This is a genomic window from Terriglobales bacterium (genome assembly GCA_035691485.1).
Lineage (GTDB): Bacteria > Acidobacteriota > Terriglobia > Terriglobales > Acidobacteriaceae > JAIQGF01.
The window spans coordinates 53,732-72,995 of sequence record DASSIZ010000003.1; the positions used below are offsets into that span (position 1 = coordinate 53,732).

Here is a 19,264-nt window from a genome sequence, read left to right on the forward strand (position 1 = left end):
GGCATGGCATGGCCACCGGAGACCGGAAACTGCCTTTGTGTCCTCGGTGGCTGGTCTTCTTCAAAGCCGGAACAGTTCGCGGAGTCTCTTGGTTTGTGCGCGGCTGACCGGAATTTCCGACTGCTTCTTGTCGTCCATGCGGAGCTGGTAGGAGCTCTTGAACCACGGCACAACCTCGCGAATGCGGTTGATATTTACCAGGTAGGAGCGGTGCGCGCGCCAGAACAGGTTGGGATCGAGGGAGGCGAGAAGTTCCTCCAGCGTACGGCAGTTGGATTGACCCTCGATCTGAGCCGTTACCACGGTAATGACACCGTCTTCGATCGAGGCATAACAGATGTCCTTCTGGTCCACCAGGAACAATCGGCCGGCGGCCTTGATCAGGATTTTCGCGGGCTGATGAGGCTTGGCTTCCAGGCTACGGATGAGCGTTTCCAGGCGTTCGCTGGGTCCGGCGGTGGATACCTTGGCCTTGGCTTTTCTCACGGATTGGGTGACCCGCGCCTTATCAAAGGGCTTGAGGAGATAATCGACGGCGTTCACTTCAAACGCCTTGACCGCGTATTGATCGTAAGCGGTAGCAAAAACGATTTGCGGCAGCGGCACCTTCTTGTCCATCAGCTTTTTGATTACCGCAAAGCCGTCCAGTCCGGGCATCTGGACGTCGAGGAAGACGAGGTCGGGCGAGTGCTCCTTGATGAGGTTCACGGCCTCGACGCCGTTCTTGCCCTGCGCGACTACATTGACGTCATCCACCGACTTCAACAGGAAGGCAAGCTCATCGCGCGCGAGCTGCTCATCATCGATGATAACTGCGGACAACGGCATAGGACCCCCACGGTAGAACCCTTCAGTATAGCGGGGAGCAGAGGAATAAAGAATTAAGAAGTCAGAATGAAAGATGCTGCAATTACGGAATGACTTCTCACTTCTTCATTCTGCATTCTTCATTCTGCACTCTCGAGGGCCAGGGCCATTCCCATTCCTCCGCTGACGCAGAGGGTGGCAATGCCGCGCTTCGCCCTGCGCTTGAGCATCTCGTGCAGCAGCGTGACCGTGATGCGCGTGCCGGTACAGCCGATGGGATGGCCGAGGGCGATCGCGCCGCCATTGACGTTGAGCCGGCCGCGATCAAAGTGCATTTCGCGATCGCACGCCAGCACCTGCGCCGCGAAGGCTTCGTTGAGTTCGATGAGGCTGGCAGAGGCGGGCGAGATCCCGAATTTCTGCTCCAGCTTGCGCAGCGCCGGAACCGGTCCGATACCCATGTAGCGCGGATCCACGCCGGCCGTGGTCGCGGCGAGAATACGGGCCAGCGGCTTCTGTTGGTGCTGCTTCACAAATGATCCAGAGGCCAGCACCACGGCGGCGGCGCCATCGGTTATGCCAGAAGAGTTGGCGGCGGTGATAGTGCCGGTTTTTGAAAATACCGGAGGCAGCTTAGCCATTTTTTCCAGGGTTGCGCCAAGGAATGGGTGCTCGTCGCGCGTGACCACCTGCGTGCCTTTCTTGCTCGCGATGGTCACGGGCGCAATCTCGTCGTTAAACCTGCCGCTGTTGAGCGCTCGCTCCGCCCGCTGCTGCGAGCAGAGCGCGAACTGGTCCTGCTCCTCGCGCGTAATCCGGTATTTATCGGCCAGCAACTCGGCGGTCTCGCCCATCACCATCTTGGACATGGGGCAAAAGAAGCCGTCGCGATACATGCCGTCTACCAGTTCGGTGTCGCCCATCCGCAGGCCCCAGCGCGCGCCCTCGAGATAGTAAGGCAGACGCGACATGGACTCGGTTCCACCGGCAAGAACCACAGCCAGGTTGCCGTGTGCGATCTCCTGCCAACCCAGCGCAATGCTCTTCATGCCCGAGGCGCATGCCTGGTTCACCGTATACGCCGGAACAGAATCGGGCACTCCGGTTCGAATGGAAATCTGGCGAGCGGGATTGGGCCCTCCGCCAGCCTGGCGGGCGTTACCGAAAATTGTTTCTTCCACCTGGTCCGGGCTGACGCCGGCACGTTCCAGCGCGGCCTTGGCGGCGACCACTCCCATGTCGGCGGCCGACAACGACGCGAGCGCCCCACCAAACTTGCCGATCGGCGTGCGCACTGCGGAAAGTATGAAAACGTCGCTCACAATCTCAGTCTAACAGTGGAGCTCAGGTTATCGGTAGCTCGCGGCAGGTGGCTCGTAGCCAGAAAACAACGACCAACACTGGTTCGGTCATCCCATCGTGTCGATGCCTTCCAACTCCCTGCAACCACCCTGCTAGACTCTTGCCATGGCTGTGATTTACGGCATCAACGCGGTAGCGGAGGCGCTGAAGTCGCGCGGACGCGCGTTCGAGTACGTGGCGGTGGCGCGCGAGCGGCATGATCAACGCCTGCAGCGCATCATCGCGGAGTGCCGCGCGCACGGCATAGCTGTCCGCTCCACGCCACGCCAGGATCTGGATCGCCTGGCGGCCACGCAGTCGCACCAGGGCGTGGTGGCGATCACCTCGGAGAAAGAATACGTCGGCGCAGACGACTTGCTGGCGCAGCGCCGAGGCGAGCGCGCTTTCATCGTCGTCCTGGACGGGGTGGAAGACCCGCACAATCTCGGAGCGATCATCCGCACCGCCGATGCCGCCGGCGCCGATGGCATCGTGATCCCCGAACGCCGCGCCGCCGGCGTGACCGGCACGGTGGCGAAGGCCTCGGCGGGCGCGACCGAACATCTGCCCATCGCCCGGGTCACCAACATCAGCCGCACGGTGGAGGAATTGAAGCGAAACAACGTGTGGACGGTCGGACTCGACGAGCGCGGAAGGCAGGCTTACGACGAGGTGGACTACACCACGGATTGCGCGCTGGTGCTGGGCGCGGAAGGAAAAGGCCTGCACGAACACGTCCGCCAACACTGCGACTTCGTCGTCAACATTCCCGTGCTCGGCCAGGTGTCGTCGCTCAACGTATCCGTGGCGGCGGGAGTGGTGATGTACGAAGTGGCGCGCCAGCGACGAAAAAGATTAGCCACAGAGGGCACAGAGGCAAAAGGCAAACCAGAATGAAGTCGACGCGTTTCCGCTTTTGTTTGTTTCTGTTTTACCTCTGTGTCCTCTGTGGCTCATCTTTCGCCGTCGATCGCACCGCGTTCACGTTCACTCACTACGATCTTGAAGTCCGTATCGATCCCGGTGGCTCGGCCATTGCCGCACGCGGCAAACTTCGAGTGCGCAATGACTCCAGCACGGCGCAGCGGAACCTTACGCTGCAAATATCGTCAGCGCTGACGTGGCGGCTCATCGAACTGAACGGCAAGCCGCTGCAGTACGTCACCGACAAGTACACCACCGACATCGACCATACGGGCGCGGTGACCGAAGCCGTGGTCGCGCTGCCCTCCGCGGTGCCGCCCCAGGCATCGGTGGAGCTGGAAGTTGGCTATTCGGGCGAGATCACGCAGGACGCCACCCGCCTGACTCGCGTCGGCATTCCTTCCGAAGTGGCTGCCCACAGTGATTGGGACCAGGTTGCGGAGCCGATCACCGCCATCCGCGGCATCGGATATGTCGCCTGGTACCCGGTCTCGCTGCCGGCGGCGAGCATGTCGGACAACTCGCTGTTCCCGGCGCTCGATGCCTGGAAGACAGCGCAGCAGGCAACGTCGATGCGGGTGAGCCTGTGCTGGGTCGGGGAAGAAAACCTGACGGTCATCGCCAATGGCAGGCCTGAAGGTGTCACGCGTCACGCGGCAGGCGCCGGCGAGGACGCCACCACGAACCTGGGGTGCTCGATCTATACCTATGCGCCGGTGGCGAACACGGTACCCACGTTTGCGGTCGCCGAATACAGTGCGCTCGCCCGGCCGGTGATCAACGTGTTTTACCTCCCGCAACAGGCCGCGGCGGCGCAGGAGTACGCGCTCGCTGCGGAGAAAGTGCTGCCCTTTGAGACAGAGTGGTTCGGCGGACCCAAAACAAAGGTCCAGGTGGTGCAACTTGCCGCCATTGGCGATGCGCCGTTTGAGAGCGGGCCGTTGCTCTTCACGCCGCTGGAACTCACCGAGCGAAGTTCCATCGAACTGCGCATGATCCACCAGTTGACGCACGCATCGTTCTCCGCGGCTCGACCGTGGATCGAGGAGGGCGTTGCGCACTTCGCGCAGGCTTTGGATCGCGAGCAGCAGAGTGGCCGCACCGCCGCGCTGTCGTACATGAAGACGCTGTTGCCGCCGCTGCAAGCTGCGGAAGCCGGTACGGCACCCGCCCCCGATCGCGGGTCGGAGGCCCGCGCCAAACACGCTGCGCCGGGCCTGATCACCTCTACCGACGAGGTCATGTATCGCGTGAAGGCGATGTATGTCTGGTGGATGTTGCGCGACATGATGGGCGACGCCGCGCTGCAGCAGGCGCTCAAGAAGTATCGCGCCGCCGACGACAAGGATACCGCCTACATGTCGCATCTGCTGGAGCAGGCCGCCAGGCGCAATCTGGAGTGGTTCTTCGACGATTGGCTTTACCGCGACCGAGGCCTGCCGGATTTCCGCGTCGATGCCGTATTCCCGCGCGTCACCTTGAACGGGACGTACGTTGTCACCGTCACCGTCGCTGACGATGGCCAGCCTGCCGCCGAGGTGCCGCTCTTCGTCCGTGCCGAAGGCGGCGGCGAACGCACCAAGCGCGTGCTGGTGAAAGGGAAGAGCAAGGCAGTGGAACGAATCGAGCTGCCGGTCGCAGCGACCGAAGTATGGGTCAACGACGGCAGTGTGCCGGAGTCGAACATGAATAACAATTCATTTACCATCGCGCCCGCGAAGTAGCACCCAAGCATTGAGGTGCTTGTTACAATTTGCCGCTGCATCGGAGGTTCCGATTGCCCTACCTTCAATTTCTCGGCGCGGCAGGGGTGGTTACCGGCTCCAAGCACCTGATCAACACCGAGCAGAATGGCACTCCCGGAATTCAAGTCCTGATCGATTGTGGCCTCTTCCAGGGGCAGAAGGAATGGCGCGAGCGCAACTGGCAAGGCCCGCCGCTGCCGGTGCGCGATCTCGACGCCGTCATCCTCACCCACGCGCACCTGGACCATTCCGGGTGGCTGCCGCGCCTGGTGAAGCTGGGCTTTCAAGGCCCGATCTACGCCACGCAAGCCACCATCGATCTCTGTTCCATCCTGCTGCCGGATTCCGGCCACCTGCAGGAAGAAGACGCGGCGTTCCACAATAAGATCAAGTCGTCGAAGCACTCGCCGGCATTGCCGCTCTACACCTTCGAGGAAGCGCAAGACTGCATGAAATCGTTCCGCCCAGTCGAATACGAGCAAGTTCAGCAACTGCAGCCCGGCTTCGGCTTTCGTTTCGTGCGCGCGGCCCATATTATCGGGTCTTCGATGGTGGAGATTACTCTCGGCGGACAGCGACTGCTGTTCACCGGCGACATCGGACGGGTTCGCGACTCGCAGATTGCCCCTGGACGCGTGGTCCACTCCGGTCCTACCGAAGGAGAAGCTGCTGACCTGCTGGTCATGGAATCGACGTATGGCAACCGGCTGCATCCGACGACAGATCCCAGGCCGGAGTTGGCGCAGTTCATCCGCGACACGGTGAAGCGCGGCGGCTGCGTCATTGTTCCGGCCTTCGCCGTGGAGCGCACGCAGAAGCTGCTGTTCATGCTGAAGGAGCTGATGGAGTCCGGCCAGATTCCGCGCGTGCCGGTACACACCGACAGCCCGATGGCCATCCAGGCAGTCAACATTTTCCTGAAGCACACGGAAGAGTTCAGCGAGGACACAAAGCAACTGATCGGGCGCTACGGATCGCCGCTGACATGGCCGGGGTTTTACTTTGACAGCACGCCGGCGGACTCGAAGAAGATCAACGACAGTCACTACCCGATGGTGATCGTGTCTTCCAGCGGCATGGCGACGGGAGGGCGCATTCTTCATCACCTGAGGCAACGGCTGCCCGATCCACGCAACCTTGTGCTATTCATCGGATTCCAGTCGCCGGGAACGCGCGGCTTCAGCATCAAGAGCGGCGCCAAGGAAGTGAAGATGTTCGGCGAGGTCGTGCCGGTGCGGGCGCAAGTCGCCGCGCTCGAGCAATTCAGCGATCACGCCGACACGCCGGAGCTGCTGGAATGGCTGCGCACGTTCAAGAACACGCCGTCACAGACGTACCTGGTGCACGGTGAACCGGCGGCCGCCGCGGCGCTGCGCGATTCCATGGTGAAGGAACTGCACTGGCGCGTGGACGTGGCGCAGTATATGGAGAAGGTGCCTGTCGGGAATGGTAGTGCAGCGAGTTAGAGGGTGCACCTGCTAGAACGGACGGCGTATTTGCAATCCGCGCAGGCGCATCCACCAGCGGTACAGCCGGTAGTGCGGGTAAAACGGAGCCTCAAAGAATTCGCTCGGAACCATGCTGCTGCTCCGTTTTCGGTAAGCCTGGATCGAACCCCAGACATGGACGGCGGGATCTCGACGCTGCTTGATCTTGTGCCATGGGTGCAAGGTGCTTAGCCGAGCCGTACCGCCCATGAAGTCGTACGGCTTGTGGGTTTCGAGGAACCAGCACACGTGACGAATGGCGGGCATGCCCACGTCATCGAACACCAGGATTCCACCGTCCCGCAGGAGAAGGTCGGCGTAGTAGTAATCGACGAATGTGAAGTCGAAGGAATGCCAGCCGTCAAGAAAGATGAAATCGAACCGCTTGCCGTCAGCCAACAACGCGGGAAGCCCCAGGTGACTCGGCTTTTCGATGAGCGAGAAGCGATCCTGCAAACCCGCCCGGCGGACCATCTCGGCGCCGACGCCCCGGAACCCATCCGGCCCGTACCCGGTTTGATTGGGATCAATGGCGATATGCGTGCGGTCACCGCCAAGTTGCTCGAGCTTGGAGAGGATGGCCAGGGTTGACACGCCCGTCGCGCAGCCCACTTCCAGGGTGCGCCGAGCGTCCGCCATCGCGATCAGTTCCTGTATTTTGGCGCACGACGCTCCGGAGATCGCGCCCCGCGCCTCTTCTTCTTCGCCGCGGCTGTTCCATACCCGGCGCGACGTGAGTACCTGCGCAAGCGTATCGCCGACAATCTCGACCGGCGGTCCTCCGTAACCGCCAGGGACAGTCATCATGGCCGCTCCACTGGTTTCCGTCCGCGTCATTTCATTTGCACTCCCGCAGGCAGCGGCGAATCCACAACGACGCCGGCTTGTGGTTGCGATATTCGCCGTAGACCGGCGCGGCCCGCGCGAGCGCATCCGGGTGATGCGCATCCAGGTAGCGGAGAGCGAGCACGATTTCAAACGCCGTGTTAAATGCCAGGAACGCTTGTACCAGATACTGCTCGGTCCAGAACAATTTCATGTCTCGCGAGAAGACCATCGGATACTCGAATGGCAGGAAGATATCGTGCACGTGCACCAGCACCCCCGGCTGCAGCCGCGGCACGATCTCCAGGTACTCGAATTGCACGTCGCCGCCGGTCCGTACCACGTGCGAAGAGTCGATGAACAGGATGTCGTTGGCGCCGAGTTGTTCGAACAACGCCAGGTCCAAGTTCTCGACGAGGTCGCGAATCACCTTCACGCCAAGCTTTTCCAACCATGGCGCCGCGTACGGCTCAATGCAGATGTGCTCCGCCTGGTATCCCAGGGCGCGATTGCGGTCCAGTGCCGCCTTGGCGAGAAACGTCGAGCAGCCCGAGCCGATCTCGACCATCCGCTTGGGCTTGAAGTGCCGGATGACGCTGTACAGCACCTCCGCGTCTCCCGGACCGAACATTCCATTGAAGTAACAGAAGGCCGCTTTATGATTGCCGTCGAGCGGGAACTGCCGCACTTCATCGGCATAGCGTAACTGCTCTAATAATTGCAACTGTCGCTCCGGTTGCAGAGCGATTCCCGGCAGGAGGCTTTCGCGCGTCCAGGTCGATGGCGGCAGCGCGTCGGCATCGAATACCGGGTAATAATAGTGGAACGGCAGTGGAAGAACGCCCCGCGAATTCCACGCCCGGAAGCTGCGCGGCATGTTCTCCGCACCCCAGCGCCATTGCAGCCTGGCGATGCGGGCTGCGGCGGGCGCCAGGACTGCACCGCAAAGGTCAATCAACTTCAGCTTGAGGTTTTGTCGCGAGGATGTCATGAGATGCTGGTGAACTTTACCAGCGCTTCCAGCTTTGCGCGGGTGGCGCCGGAGTCAAGCGATGCAGCGGCTTGCGGGATGCCGTCGCTGATATTGTCTGCCCGGCCCGCAGCCACTAAAGCGGCGGCCGCGTTCAACAGAACGACATCGCGGCGAGCCGACTTTTCGCCATCCACGATGGCGCGGATGATGGCAGCGTTCTCCTGCACGCCGCCGCCGGCAATATCCTCCAGCGCGGCGCGCTTCAAACCGAACTCCTCCGGCGTGACTTCGTACGTGCGCACCTGGCCATCGCGCATTTCCGCGATCCGCGTCGGCCCGCTGATGGTGATTTCATCCAGCCCGTCGTTCCCATGCACCACCAGGGCGCGCCGCAACCCGAGCATGGCCAGCGCCTCCGCCAGTTTTTCCACCAGGTCGGCGGAATAAACTCCCACCACCTGCGCCGACGCATTGGCCGGGTTGGTCAACGGACCAAGCAGGTTGAAGACAGTCGGCAGCCGCAGTTCTCGCCGTGCCGGATGGACGTGTTTCATCGCCGAATGCATGGCGGGCGCGAACAGGAATGCAATCCCGACCTGCTCCAGACAAGCGGCAATGCGCTCCGGAGGCAGCGTGATCCTGATGCCAAGCGCCTCCACCACATCCGCCGAGCCGCACTTCGAAGTTGCGCTGCGATTGCCATGCTTGGCAACGCGCACGCCCGCTCCCGCGACGCAGAGCGCGGTGGCGGTCGAGATGTTGAAGGTCCCGCTGGCGTCGCCGCCGGTGCCGCAAGTGTCCACCAGCGCGTCGCGCCCGGTGCCGCTGGCGTCCAGGACCGAATTCTTGTGCAGAGGAAGCGGAGTGGCGGCCGCCCGGATCGCCTCGGCGAATCCGACGATTTCATCCACGCTCTCGCCTTTCATGTGCAGCGCCACCAGCAGCGCGGCGATCTGGGCATCGGTGGCGCCGCCGGCCAAAATCTCCGTCATGACCGCGCGCGCATCCGGCCGCGAGAGCGACTCGCGGTGATTGGCGATACGATGAATGGCCTCCAGAATCACTGACGGAACTTATCACAACCGCTTGTTCGGGTGGTCAGGCAATCGGGCAGCAGGTGACGAGCAGGTCCAGAGAATCCCTGGCAAAAGCGGCCAGGGTGGACCACCCACAGCCCGATGGGAAACATCACCGTATAATCCGCAGTCTCGCAGGAGGATCCATGCGCCGGTTCGTATTCGTACTCGCGTTGCTGTCCGGTGTCGTTCTCGCGCAAGAAGTCCCGAAAGATAAATGGGTAGAATGGCAGCCGTTCCTCGGTACTTGGGAAGGGGCCGGCGGCGGAGGACCGGGGCAGGGCACGGGGAGCTTCACTTTCTCGCCGGAACTGCAGGGAGCGATCCTGGTACGCCACAACTACTCGCAATATCCTGCCACCAACGGCAAGCCCTCCTACCGCCACGACGACCTGATGGTCATCTATGCCGACGAGCAGGCCGGCAAGACTCGCGCCGAATACTGGGACAATGAGGGCCACGTCATTCGCTACCTGGTGGAATTGGGGGACGGCGGCCGCAGGCTGGTGATGGCGAGTGACCCGGCGCAGCGGGGACCTCGCTACCGCCTGACCTACAGCAAAACCAGCGACAACGAGCTGAAGCTCACGTTTGAAATCGCTGCCCCGGAAGCGCCGGACAAGTTCAAGACGTACATCGAGGCCACGGCGAAGCGCACCAAGAAGTGACTCCCGGCCGCAATCGCCGTCATCACAGCTGGTTGTGATCTTGTTCCCGGCGCGTGCAATTACGTTTACGGAGCGGGCCGGGTTTTATACAATCACACGTTTCGCCGTGGTTTCAGGATCCCACTTGCGCGGCGGATTCATACCATGAAAATTCACGAGTACCAGGCAAAAGCAATTCTGGCGAAGTACGGTGTTGCGGTGCCGCGCGGCGAAATGGCCACCACTGCGCAAGAGGCTGAGGACGTGGCGCGCCGCCTGATGTCCGCGGGCGCCGAGGGCGTTGTGGTCAAGGCGCAGATCCATGCCGGGGGACGCGGCAAGGGCGGCGGGGTCAAGATCGCCAAGTCGATCGAGGAAGCGCGCGAGCTCGCGTCCAAGATGCTCGGCATGACGCTGGTGACCCACCAGACGGGGCCTGAAGGCCGCGTGGTGCGCCGGCTTCTTGTCGAAGAAACGCTGCCGATCGAGCGCGAACTCTACCTCAGCATGCTCCTCGACCGCGCCGAGGCCAAGCTACTGGTCATGGCGTCGCAGTCGGGCGGCATGGAGATCGAGCAAGTCGCCGCCGAACATCCGGAAGCAATCCTGAAAGAGCACATCGAGCCGGCGGTCGGCCTGGCGCAGTTCCAGGCGCGCAACATCGCCTTTGGCCTCGGCTTGAGCGGCAAACTGGTCAACCAGGCGGTCGCGTTTCTGAGCGGACTGTACAAGGCCTATCTTGAAACCGACGCATCGCTGGTGGAAATCAACCCGCTGATAACCACCAAGGACGGGCGCCTGATCGCGCTCGACGCCAAGGTCAATTTCGACGACAACGCGCTCTTCCGCCACCAGGACATTCGCGACCTGCGCGACATCACCGAGGAAGACGCGCTCGAGGTTGAGGCCAGCAAGTACGGTCTGAATTACATCAAGCTCGACGGCAACGTGGGCTGCATGGTCAACGGCGCCGGCCTCGCCATGGCCACGATGGACATCATCAAGTACGCCGGCGGGATGCCTGCCAACTTCCTCGATGTCGGGGGCGGCGCCAATGAAGAGCAGGTCACGCACGCATTCGAAATCCTGCTCAGCGACAAGAATGTTCGCGCGGTGCTGATCAACATTTTCGGCGGCATCCTGCGCGTGGACAGGCTTGCCCACGGGGTGGTGGAAGCGGCGCACAAGACCAAGATCCAGCTTCCCATCGTGCTGCGCCTGGAAGGCACCAACGTCGAGCAGGGGCGGGAGATCCTAAAGAACTCCGGCTTGAACTTCATTGTCGCTGAGACCATGAAAGACGCGGCGGAGAAAGTGGTTGCAGCCGCCGGCAGAGCTTAGGTAATGGAAAAATCATGAGCGTACTGGTTAACGAAAGAACGAAGGTCCTGGTCCAGGGCCTCACCGGCAAGGAAGGTACCTTCCACGCCAAGGCGTGCGCCGAATACGGCACCAAGATCGTGGGCGGTGTCACGCCCGGCAAGGGCGGCACTACACATGAAGGCTGGCCCGTATTCAACACCGTGCAGGAGGCGGTGGACAAGACCGGCGCCGACGCGTCCGTCATATTTGTCCCGCCGTCGTTTGCGGCCGATGCCATCATGGAAGCCGCCGACGCCGAGATTGAACTCATTGTGTGCATCACCGAGGGGGTGCCGACCAATGACATGGTCCGGGTCTGGGAGTTCCTGCAGAGCCGGCGCTCGCGCCTGATCGGACCCAACTGCCCGGGGATCATTTCGCCGGGCAAATGCAAGATCGGGATCATGCCCGGACACATCCATCGCCAGGGTCCGGTGGGCATTGTTTCGCGCTCCGGGACGCTGACCTACGAAGCGGTGTACCAGTTGACGCAGCGCGGCATTGGCCAGAGCACCGCCATCGGCATTGGAGGAGATCCGATCATCGGCACGAATTTTGTGGATGCACTGGAGCTGTTCAACCGCGACTCGCAGACGGAAGCGATCGTCATGATCGGCGAAATCGGCGGCAATGCCGAGGAGGTCGCGGCCGACTACATCGGGGCACACGTGAAAAAGCCAGTGGTGTCGTTTATCGCCGGGCAAACCGCGCCTCCGGGCCGGCGCATGGGCCACGCCGGGGCCATCATCAGCGGCGGGCACGGCACAGCGGCGGAGAAGATTCGCGCCCTGGAAGCGGCCGGCATCAAGGTGGCGAAGTCTCCCGCCGACATCGGAGACACGGTGCTCTCGGTGATCGGCGCCGGCGCGCGGGCTTAACTGAGGTTTCGCAGTTTTCGGAGGTTTCACGTCGAACGTTTGAAACTTCCGAAACTTTCTTTCACGGACAACTCACTACGAATGAAAACTCTGCAACGCACTCTCGCCATCGTTAAGCCGGACGCGGTTGCAAGCAACGCGACCGGAGACATTCTTGCCACCATCGAGTCGAAGGGTTTCCGAATCATCGGCATGAAGATGCTGCACATCTCGAAAGATGAAGCAAAGGGCTTCTACGCGGTGCACGCCGGCAAGCAGTTCTTCGATTCGCTGACCGACTTCATGTCGAGCGGGCCCATCGTCGTTGTCGCGCTCGAGAAGGAAGAAGCGATCAAGGCCTGGCGCGACCTGATGGGACCTACCAACCCGGCCAACGCGTCGGAAGGCACCGTTCGCAAGAAGTGGGGCGCGAGCATCGAGAAGAACGCCACCCACGGTTCCGACGCCGAGGACACGGCCCGCTTCGAACTCTCGTACTTTTTCGCGGGCTACGAACTGGTTCACTAGAACCGTCGGGAGTTCATATGCCCCTGGTCCAAATCACCCTGCTCAAAGGCCGCACCACGGAGCAGAAGAGGAAGATCGCGGAGCGCATTACCGACGTCATGGTAGAGGAGGCGAAGACGCCTCGCGACGGCATCGTCGTGACCTTCGTGGACGTGGATTGGGACAGTTATGCTCGCGGCGGCGTGCTGATGCTGGATAAAAAGTAATCGCCATTGCCGGAGATGGCGATCGATGCCGCCGCTATCCTACCGGCTGGCACAGTTCGCGGGTCACGCTTTCAAACAACTTTTCCAGCCCGTTGGTTACGTTCTCGCGGAAATACGACGACGCGCGGTGCGCATCAAGCGCTTCCGCATTGTCATATTGCTCGTAGAAGAAGAACCGCCGCGGGTCTTTCGAGGACTGGTGCCCGACGTACATCCGGCAACCCGGTTCCTTGCGGCTGGCTTCCTGCATGACTTTGATGTAGTGCCGCGCCTGTTCTTCCGCGCCCGGCTTCACCGTGAACTGCACTAGCAGAACGAGCATGGCGAGTGATTCTAAATGGCCGGGCAAGTGGCGAGCAATCGAGGACCGTCATCGGTGAAGTCGAAACGGAGTGCCGGAACTCAGACAGCGCTTTGCTGCCGCTGTCCCGGAGTGAGCTTCTCCAGTTCCGCCGCGAATTCGTCCGTCAGCATGGTCTGCTCGCGTCCGGGCCCGGTCGAAATCATGCCCACTTTGGCGCCGCTCTCTTTTTCGATGAACGCCATATACTCCCGCGCTTTGGGGGGGAGCTTGTCGTAGGCGGTGATGCCCTCGGTGGACTTATGCCAGCCCGGCAGCGTCTGGTACACGCACTCAATCTTGTCGTAGCCCCCAGCCTGCGCCGGAATCTCCGTCGTCTTTTTCCCGTTGATCTTATAGGAGACGCACACCGGAATCTCCGCCATCTCGTCCAGAACGTCCAGCTTGGTCACAACCAGCCAGGAGATCCCGTTGATCATCACGGCATAACGCAGCAAGGGCAAATCGAGCCAGCCGCACCGCCGCGGCCGACCGGTGACGGCGCCATATTCATTGCCGCGCTTGCGGATGGTCTCCCCCATCGCGTCGTGCAGCTCGGTGGGGAACGGACCTTCCCCGACGCGCGTGCAGTACGCCTTGGTGACCCCAATCACGGTTCCGATCGAGGTTGGACCGACACCGGTGCCGATGACAGCGCCGCCCGAGGTGGCGCTGGAAGAGGTGACAAATGGGTAGGTCCCATGGTCGATGTCGAGCATGGTGCCCTGGGCGCCTTCGAACATCACCGGCTCGCCGCGCGCGATCGCCTTGTTGAGCAGCACCGCGGTATCGCACACGAAGGGGGCAATCTGCTTCGACGCCTTGGCGTACTCGCGATACATCTCCTCGGGATCGAGCGGCTCGGAGTTAAACAGCGCGTGCGCAATCATGTTCTTTTCACGGCACGCGTTCTCAATTGTCTTCTTCAGCAGATCGAGGTCGAGCAGGTCGGCGACGCGCAGCCCGCGGCGTCCCATTTTGTCCTCGTAGGCGGGACCGATGCCGCGCGACGTGGTCCCGATTTTCACCCGTCCGGGCGCATTCTCCGCCGCCAGTTCGATCATGCGGTGATAAGGGAGGATCACCTGGGCGCGATTGCTGACAAAAAGATTTCCATCCACGCGAACGCCTGCCGCCCGCAGAGCGTCGATTTCCTTCAACAGCGCAAAAGGGTCAAGCACGACGCCGTTGCCGATTACGGCGCGACAGCCATCGCGCAGAATCCCGCAGGGCACCAGTTGCAGGACGAAACGCTTGCCCTTGATGGTGACGGTATGCCCGGCATTGTGGCCGCCGGCATAGCGCGCCACCACCTCAAAGCGCGACGACAGCACGTCCACGATTTTGCCTTTGCCTTCGTCGCCCCACTGGGCGCCGACCACGACTGCAGTTTTGGATTTCAACTGCTTGCCTCGCGTGCGAGCGGAATGCGCACACTGACGGCGGCGCGGTGTTGCAAGCCTGGATTACCGGGAAGCGCCTGCCGAAGGAGTGTACGTTGAATTTTACATTGGCCGGAAGCTTTCAGCAATCAGAGTCTCGCGTTTACGCGCCCGGATGATCCCTGGCCCGAGCCGCAGAATGCTGCCCGGAAATGCCGGCTGCTATGCTTTTCCGATGCCTGAGCTTCCTGAGGTGGAAACCGTCGTACGAGGCTTGCGTACCAGCGTTGTCGGCGACGTGATCGAAGATGTGTGGCTCAGCGGACGCAAGCAGCCGCTGAAGTCGCCAGCGCAGGAAATCGTGGCCGTGTTGACCGGTTCCAGCATTAGCGCCGTGCGCCGCATGGGCAAGCACATCGTGATTGATCTGTTGATCGGGCGATCCGAACATCGGGCGATCGGGCGATCGGGGAATCGGGTGACGAAGAAACCTAAATCTCAGTCACCAGATCACCAGATCACCGGATCATCCGATTCGGTCACCGGATCACCCGATGCTCATTTCATCGTGCACCTGGGCATGACCGGCCGGCTGCTGGTGGTCACGCCCGATTCTCCGCTGCCCAAGCACACGCACCTCATGGCGCGGCTGAAGTCGGGAAGGGAAATGCGCTTCGTCGATCCGCGGATGTTTGGAAAGCTGGCGGTGCGTCGCGAGCCCTTTGAGACCGTCGGCACCGAACCGCTGGACATCGGCTTCGAGCTTTTCACCGGCCTTTTCCGCAGGCGCAAGACGCCAATCAAGAGCGCGCTGCTGAACCAGAGCCTGCTGCGTGGCATCGGCAACATCTACGCCGACGAATCGCTCGCCCGCGCCGGCATTCGGCCGCGGCGGCGCGCCGCCTCGCTCACCCGCGCCGAGCTGCAGAGCCTGTATGGAGCGGTGCAGCAAGTGCTCAACGAAGCCATCGCCGCCGGGGGATCATCGGTTTCCGACTACGTGGATTCGGCGGGCGAACCCGGGTTCTTCCAGTTCCAGCACCGCGTCTACGGCCGCGAGGGAGAGGGTTGCCTGGCGTGCAAGACCCCCATCAAGCGCATCGTCATTGCAGGGCGGAGCAGCCATTACTGCCCGAAATGCCAGAAATAGCCGCGACGTTTACAATGCAAACATGCCAACTTTCGCGATAGGAGTCGATTTAGGCGGCACCAACCTTCGTATCTCGGCGATCGATGAGCAGGGCACGCTGCTGGAGAAGGTGACCCTCGGCACGCAGGTGTCGCGCGGCCGCGATTTCGTCATCACGGAAATGTCGGACGCCATCCGCGAGCTGGCGGCCAGGTTCAGCAAAGCCGGTCGGATGATCGGCGTGGGCATCGGCATCCCCGGCATCATCGACAAGCGCACGGGGATGTTGCGCGAGTCTCCCAACCTGACTGGGTGGCAAGACTATCCCGTACGCGACGAGATCGAACGCCGCCTCAACGCCACCGTGGTCCTGGAAAACGACGCCAATGCCGCGGCCCTGGGCGAGGCATGGCTCGGGGCTGCGCGCGGCAAGGAATCGATGTGCATGATCACGCTCGGCACCGGTGTGGGTGGCGGCATCGTGCTGGACGGCACAATCTGGCGCGGCATGACCGGCATGGCCGGCGAGGTCGGTCACATAACCGTCGATCCTGATGGGCCACCCTGCAAGTGCGGCAGCATCGGCTGCGTGGAGCAGTACGCTTCGGCTACAGCGATTATGCGGATGGCGCGCGAAGCCATCACTAACGGCCGAGCACCGCAACTCGCCCAGGCTGCGAACGCACGCGATGTCGAGTTCAGCGCCAAGGTCGTGTACAACCTTGCCATCCAGGGCGACCAGCCATCGCAGGCAATCTTCAACCGCGTCGGCTGGGCGCTGGGCATCGTGGTCGCCGACCTGGTGAACATGCTGAACCTGAACATGTACGTCATCGGCGGCGGCGTCTCCGGCGCGTGGAGCGTTTTCAGCCCGGCAATGTTCGACGAGGTGCGCAAGCGCTCGATGGTCTATGCGGCGACGGCGCCCGCGGAACGGGTCACGCCGCCGGCAGGCGCCTCAGCGGAGGTGAGCACAGCACCGATGGGCCAGCCGACGATCATCACGCGCGCCCTGCTGGGCAGCGATGCCGGTCTTTACGGTGCGGCGCGGTTGCCGATGATTGCCAATGAGGCGAGGGAGCACGCGAGCGAGAGCGTACGCAAACGGGCGTGATTGTAGCGGCGGAGTTGATTCCGCCGCCCACGACGGAATGAATTCCGTCGCTACAGAAGACATGATTCTTGAAATTTAGTCCGCCGCGACCACTACTTTGCCCGCCACCTTCTTGAGCGTGGCCACACACTTGCGGTTCTGTTCCGGCGTGCCCACGGTGATTCGGACCGCCCGCGGCGCTCCCCAGTTCCCGGTCAGAGGGCGGATGATGATGCCGTCGTCCTGCATACGCTGCGCCAACGCCGCAGCATCCTCGCCGACGTCCACGTAAACGAAGTTGGCCCAGGTGGGCACGATGCGCAATCCCATCTCGGCGATCTTGGACGACAGGTAGTCCACGCCGGCGGCGTTGTTCTGCAGCGTCTTGCGGATGTGGTGTTCGTCCTCGATGGCGGCCAGGGCAGCGGCTTCGGCAACATTGGTGACCTGGAAGACGGTGCGCATGCGAGTGAAATAGGAAATCTGTTCCGCCGGCGCGATGCCGTACCCGATGCGCAACCCCGCCAAACCATGCGCCTTGGAGAACGTACGCAGGACCACGACATTGCGGCCGTCATGCACGTACTGCATGGAATGGGAATACTCGACGCCGCGCTCGCGAGCGAAGAACTCGGCGAAGTCGCAATAGGCTTCGTCCAGCACCACGCAGACATGCTCCGGAACCGCGGCCATGAAGCGGTCCAGCGCCTGCGGACGGAGAATCGTGCCGGTCGGATTGTTCGGGTTGGCGATATAGACGATGCGCGTCTGGTCATCGATCGCCGCCAGAATTCGCTCGAGATCGAATGTGTGGTCGCGCATAGGGACGCGAACCAGGCGTCCGCCGGCGGCTTCGGTCGCGATGGGATAAATGATGAACGAGCGCTCGCTGGTCACCGCATTCAGCCCCGGGGCCAGCAGCGTGCGCCCGGCCAAGACCAGAAACGCAGTCGAACCCGCGGTCACCAGAATATTTTCTGTGCCCACGCCGTGCAGCTTCGCCAGGTGCTGCCGGAGGGTTGTGACCTCGTTATCGGGATAAAGATTTACCTCTTCCGCCGCGCGGCGCAGGGCCGCGACCGCCAAGGGCGAAGGCCCGAAAGGATTTTCGTTGGACGCCATCTTGATGCAACGCACGCCGCTTTCCCTCTCAGCATCTTTGATGGGCTTACCGGGAACATAGCCGCCCAGGGCGCGTACATGTTGGGGAACTACTTTCTCAAATTTGCTCATCTGTGGCTCATGGCCTCTTCTATCATGCGTGCCCGCGGAGCGGCGATTGGCGAACCGGTTACCGCGGCGCGCGTTGCTTCACCGCCGCCTTAAGGCGTCCAATCTCGGCCGCCGTAAGCGGACGAAACTTTCCCGGCTCGACGTCCAGCTCCAGGGGGCCGTAGCGTACCCGCCTGATCTTTTCCACGTGATGGCCGACCTGCTCGAACATGCGCCGGATCTGCCGGTTGCGTCCTTCGATAAGCGTGACCTCATACCATGGATTCGCCGCTTCCTTGAGCAGGCGGATCCTGGCAGGCGCGGTCTTCGCACTTCGTTCCCTGGAGGGCGTGCGCGTCGCATCGCGCGAGGAGGAACGAAGTTCCTTCCGGACGCACATTCCGTCCTTGGGAGACGGGCGCAGCACGATCCCGCGCCGCAACTTCTCAATTGCCTCCTCCGACGGCTGCCCGCTCACTTTGACCAGGTACGTCTTCGGCACGTGCGAGGAGGCATGCATCAGGCGCTCGACCAGGGCACCGTCGTTGGTCATCAGCAGCAGGCCCTCGCTCAAGTAATCGAGCCTGCCTACCGGATACACGCGCTCGCCGAGTCCCTGCACTAGATTCATTACCGTAGGACGGCCTTCGGGGTCGGTGACCGTCGTCACGTAACCCTTGGGCTTGTTCAAAATGAAATAAACGTGGCGCTGCGGGCCGCGCAGCAGCTTGCCATCGACGCGGATGTGATCGGACTCCGGATCGGCCTTGCTGCCCAGTTCGGAGACAATCTGCCCGTTCACCGACACCCGCCCGGCGGCAATCATCGCCTCGGCGTGGCGACGCGAGGCGATTCCAGCGGCGGCCATGATCTTCTGCAGGCGTTCAGCAGACATGCCTCTCATTAGATGAGTTTTGGCGAAATGCGTCCAGCAGGATTTATCGAAATGCGGTTGGGGGCAGAAGGCATGCCCCGCCACCAGGTTTCGGAAGAAGAAGGTTTCGGGGTCCCGGACATTACGCGAAACTTTCGAGACCTTCAAAACCTTCGGAACTTTTCTATTTTCCGGCGAACAAAAACCCTGCTCGTCGGTTCCCGAGCAGGGTTTCGTCCAGCTGGTTGGAAAACTTCCGGCCTTAAACCTTAGCGGTCGTCACGCGTCCCGTGACGCATGTTGCTGTAGCCCCACGTCTGAGAGCGGCGCACATCGCGGTCACCACGCCGGGCATACTGGTCGTCACGGTCGCCGCGGGCATTCCACACTCCGTAGTTGTCGTCACGGTCGCCGCGGGCATTCCACGCGCCGTAGTTGTCGTCACGGTCGCCGCGG

At 62.0% G+C, this 19,264-nt stretch carries 20 protein-coding genes; 10 read left to right on the forward strand and 10 right to left on the reverse strand.

What is annotated here, in order from left to right:
- Window positions 1-60 precede the first annotated feature (60 nt).
- On the reverse strand, window positions 61-828 hold the full coding sequence (locus tag VFI82_00380) for a LytTR family DNA-binding domain-containing protein (protein ID HET7183109.1): 768 nt from the start codon (window positions 826-828) through the stop codon (window positions 61-63).
- Between the two features lie 119 nt (window positions 829-947).
- Window positions 948-2,129, reverse strand: coding sequence for an acetyl-CoA C-acetyltransferase (locus VFI82_00385; protein ID HET7183110.1), 1,182 nt, complete (start codon window positions 2,127-2,129; stop codon window positions 948-950).
- A 145-nt stretch (window positions 2,130-2,274) separates the two neighbouring features.
- On the opposite strand from VFI82_00385, the gene rlmB reads away from it, so the two are divergent.
- The 3 genes from rlmB to VFI82_00400 are packed head-to-tail and all read left to right on the forward strand — an operon-like array spanning window position 2,275 to window position 6,283.
- On the forward strand, window positions 2,275-3,045 hold the full coding sequence (gene rlmB / locus VFI82_00390; protein HET7183111.1) for a 23S rRNA (guanosine(2251)-2'-O)-methyltransferase RlmB: 771 nt from the start codon (window positions 2,275-2,277) through the stop codon (window positions 3,043-3,045).
- Window positions 3,042-4,796 (forward strand): hypothetical protein, encoded by a 1,755-nt coding sequence (locus tag VFI82_00395; GenBank protein HET7183112.1) that lies wholly within the window; start codon window positions 3,042-3,044, stop codon window positions 4,794-4,796. The genes rlmB and VFI82_00395 overlap by 4 nt, the downstream gene beginning before the upstream one ends.
- A gap of 53 nt (window positions 4,797-4,849) precedes the next feature.
- Window positions 4,850-6,283, forward strand: coding sequence for an MBL fold metallo-hydrolase (locus tag VFI82_00400; GenBank protein HET7183113.1), 1,434 nt, complete (start codon window positions 4,850-4,852; stop codon window positions 6,281-6,283).
- Between the two features lie 12 nt (window positions 6,284-6,295).
- Here VFI82_00400 and VFI82_00405 read toward each other — a convergent pair whose 3' ends face one another.
- From VFI82_00405 to trpD, 3 genes are read right to left on the reverse strand one after another with little or no spacing between them, the layout of a single operon-like run.
- Complete coding sequence (locus VFI82_00405; protein ID HET7183114.1) at window positions 6,296-7,141, reverse strand: class I SAM-dependent methyltransferase; 846 nt, start codon at window positions 7,139-7,141, stop codon at window positions 6,296-6,298.
- A 1-nt stretch (window position 7,142) separates the two neighbouring features.
- Window positions 7,143-8,120: a class I SAM-dependent methyltransferase gene (locus tag VFI82_00410; GenBank protein ID HET7183115.1), complete on the reverse strand. Its 978-nt coding sequence runs from the start codon at window positions 8,118-8,120 to the stop codon at window positions 7,143-7,145.
- Window positions 8,117-9,166: an anthranilate phosphoribosyltransferase gene (trpD, locus tag VFI82_00415; protein ID HET7183116.1), complete on the reverse strand. Its 1,050-nt coding sequence runs from the start codon at window positions 9,164-9,166 to the stop codon at window positions 8,117-8,119. Before trpD ends, VFI82_00410 begins: the two co-directional genes overlap by 4 nt.
- A gap of 158 nt (window positions 9,167-9,324) precedes the next feature.
- Here trpD and VFI82_00420 point away from each other — a divergent pair, with 158 nt between their 5' ends.
- The 5 genes from VFI82_00420 to VFI82_00440 all read left to right on the forward strand — a co-directional run bounded on the left by VFI82_00420 (window position 9,325) and on the right by VFI82_00440 (window position 12,778).
- The gene (locus tag VFI82_00420; protein ID HET7183117.1) at window positions 9,325-9,846 is read left to right on the forward strand and encodes a hypothetical protein; all 522 of its coding nucleotides are present in this window, start codon (window positions 9,325-9,327) and stop codon (window positions 9,844-9,846) included.
- Between the two features lie 144 nt (window positions 9,847-9,990).
- Window positions 9,991-11,166, forward strand: coding sequence for an ADP-forming succinate--CoA ligase subunit beta (sucC, locus tag VFI82_00425; protein HET7183118.1), 1,176 nt, complete (start codon window positions 9,991-9,993; stop codon window positions 11,164-11,166).
- Window positions 11,167-11,180: 14 nt separating this feature from the next.
- Window positions 11,181-12,065, forward strand: coding sequence for a succinate--CoA ligase subunit alpha (sucD, locus tag VFI82_00430; protein HET7183119.1), 885 nt, complete (start codon window positions 11,181-11,183; stop codon window positions 12,063-12,065).
- A gap of 81 nt (window positions 12,066-12,146) precedes the next feature.
- Window positions 12,147-12,572 carry a nucleoside-diphosphate kinase gene (gene ndk / locus VFI82_00435; protein HET7183120.1) on the forward strand — a complete coding sequence of 142 codons (426 nt, stop codon included), beginning with the start codon at window positions 12,147-12,149 and terminating at the stop codon, window positions 12,570-12,572.
- A gap of 17 nt (window positions 12,573-12,589) precedes the next feature.
- Window positions 12,590-12,778, forward strand: coding sequence for a 2-hydroxymuconate tautomerase (locus VFI82_00440; protein ID HET7183121.1), 189 nt, complete (start codon window positions 12,590-12,592; stop codon window positions 12,776-12,778).
- Window positions 12,779-12,812: 34 nt separating this feature from the next.
- Here VFI82_00440 and VFI82_00445 read toward each other — a convergent pair whose 3' ends face one another.
- Entirely contained in the window at window positions 12,813-13,100 is a 288-nt protein-coding gene (locus tag VFI82_00445; protein ID HET7183122.1) for a putative quinol monooxygenase, read from the reverse strand.
- An 80-nt stretch (window positions 13,101-13,180) separates the two neighbouring features.
- Entirely contained in the window at window positions 13,181-14,521 is a 1,341-nt protein-coding gene (locus VFI82_00450; protein ID HET7183123.1) for an adenylosuccinate synthase, read from the reverse strand.
- 214 nt (window positions 14,522-14,735) lie between these two features.
- On the opposite strand from VFI82_00450, the gene mutM reads away from it, so the two are divergent.
- Window positions 14,736-15,650, forward strand: coding sequence for a bifunctional DNA-formamidopyrimidine glycosylase/DNA-(apurinic or apyrimidinic site) lyase (gene mutM / locus VFI82_00455; GenBank protein HET7183124.1), 915 nt, complete (start codon window positions 14,736-14,738; stop codon window positions 15,648-15,650).
- Between the two features lie 22 nt (window positions 15,651-15,672).
- Window positions 15,673-16,743 (forward strand): ROK family protein, encoded by a 1,071-nt coding sequence (locus VFI82_00460; protein ID HET7183125.1) that lies wholly within the window; start codon window positions 15,673-15,675, stop codon window positions 16,741-16,743.
- A gap of 75 nt (window positions 16,744-16,818) precedes the next feature.
- On the opposite strand, the gene hisC is transcribed toward VFI82_00460, so the two are convergent.
- The 3 genes from hisC to VFI82_00475 form a co-directional block, all read right to left on the reverse strand.
- A complete protein-coding gene (gene hisC, locus VFI82_00465; GenBank protein HET7183126.1) occupies window positions 16,819-17,955 on the reverse strand; it encodes a histidinol-phosphate transaminase in 1,137 nt (378 codons plus the stop codon).
- A 58-nt stretch (window positions 17,956-18,013) separates the two neighbouring features.
- Window positions 18,014-18,829, reverse strand: a complete 816-nt coding sequence (locus VFI82_00470; protein ID HET7183127.1) for a pseudouridine synthase — start codon at window positions 18,827-18,829, stop codon at window positions 18,014-18,016.
- 248 nt (window positions 18,830-19,077) lie between these two features.
- Window positions 19,078-19,264, reverse strand: a 187-nt coding sequence (locus VFI82_00475) for a hypothetical protein (protein HET7183128.1), incomplete at its 5' end; no start/stop codon positions are given.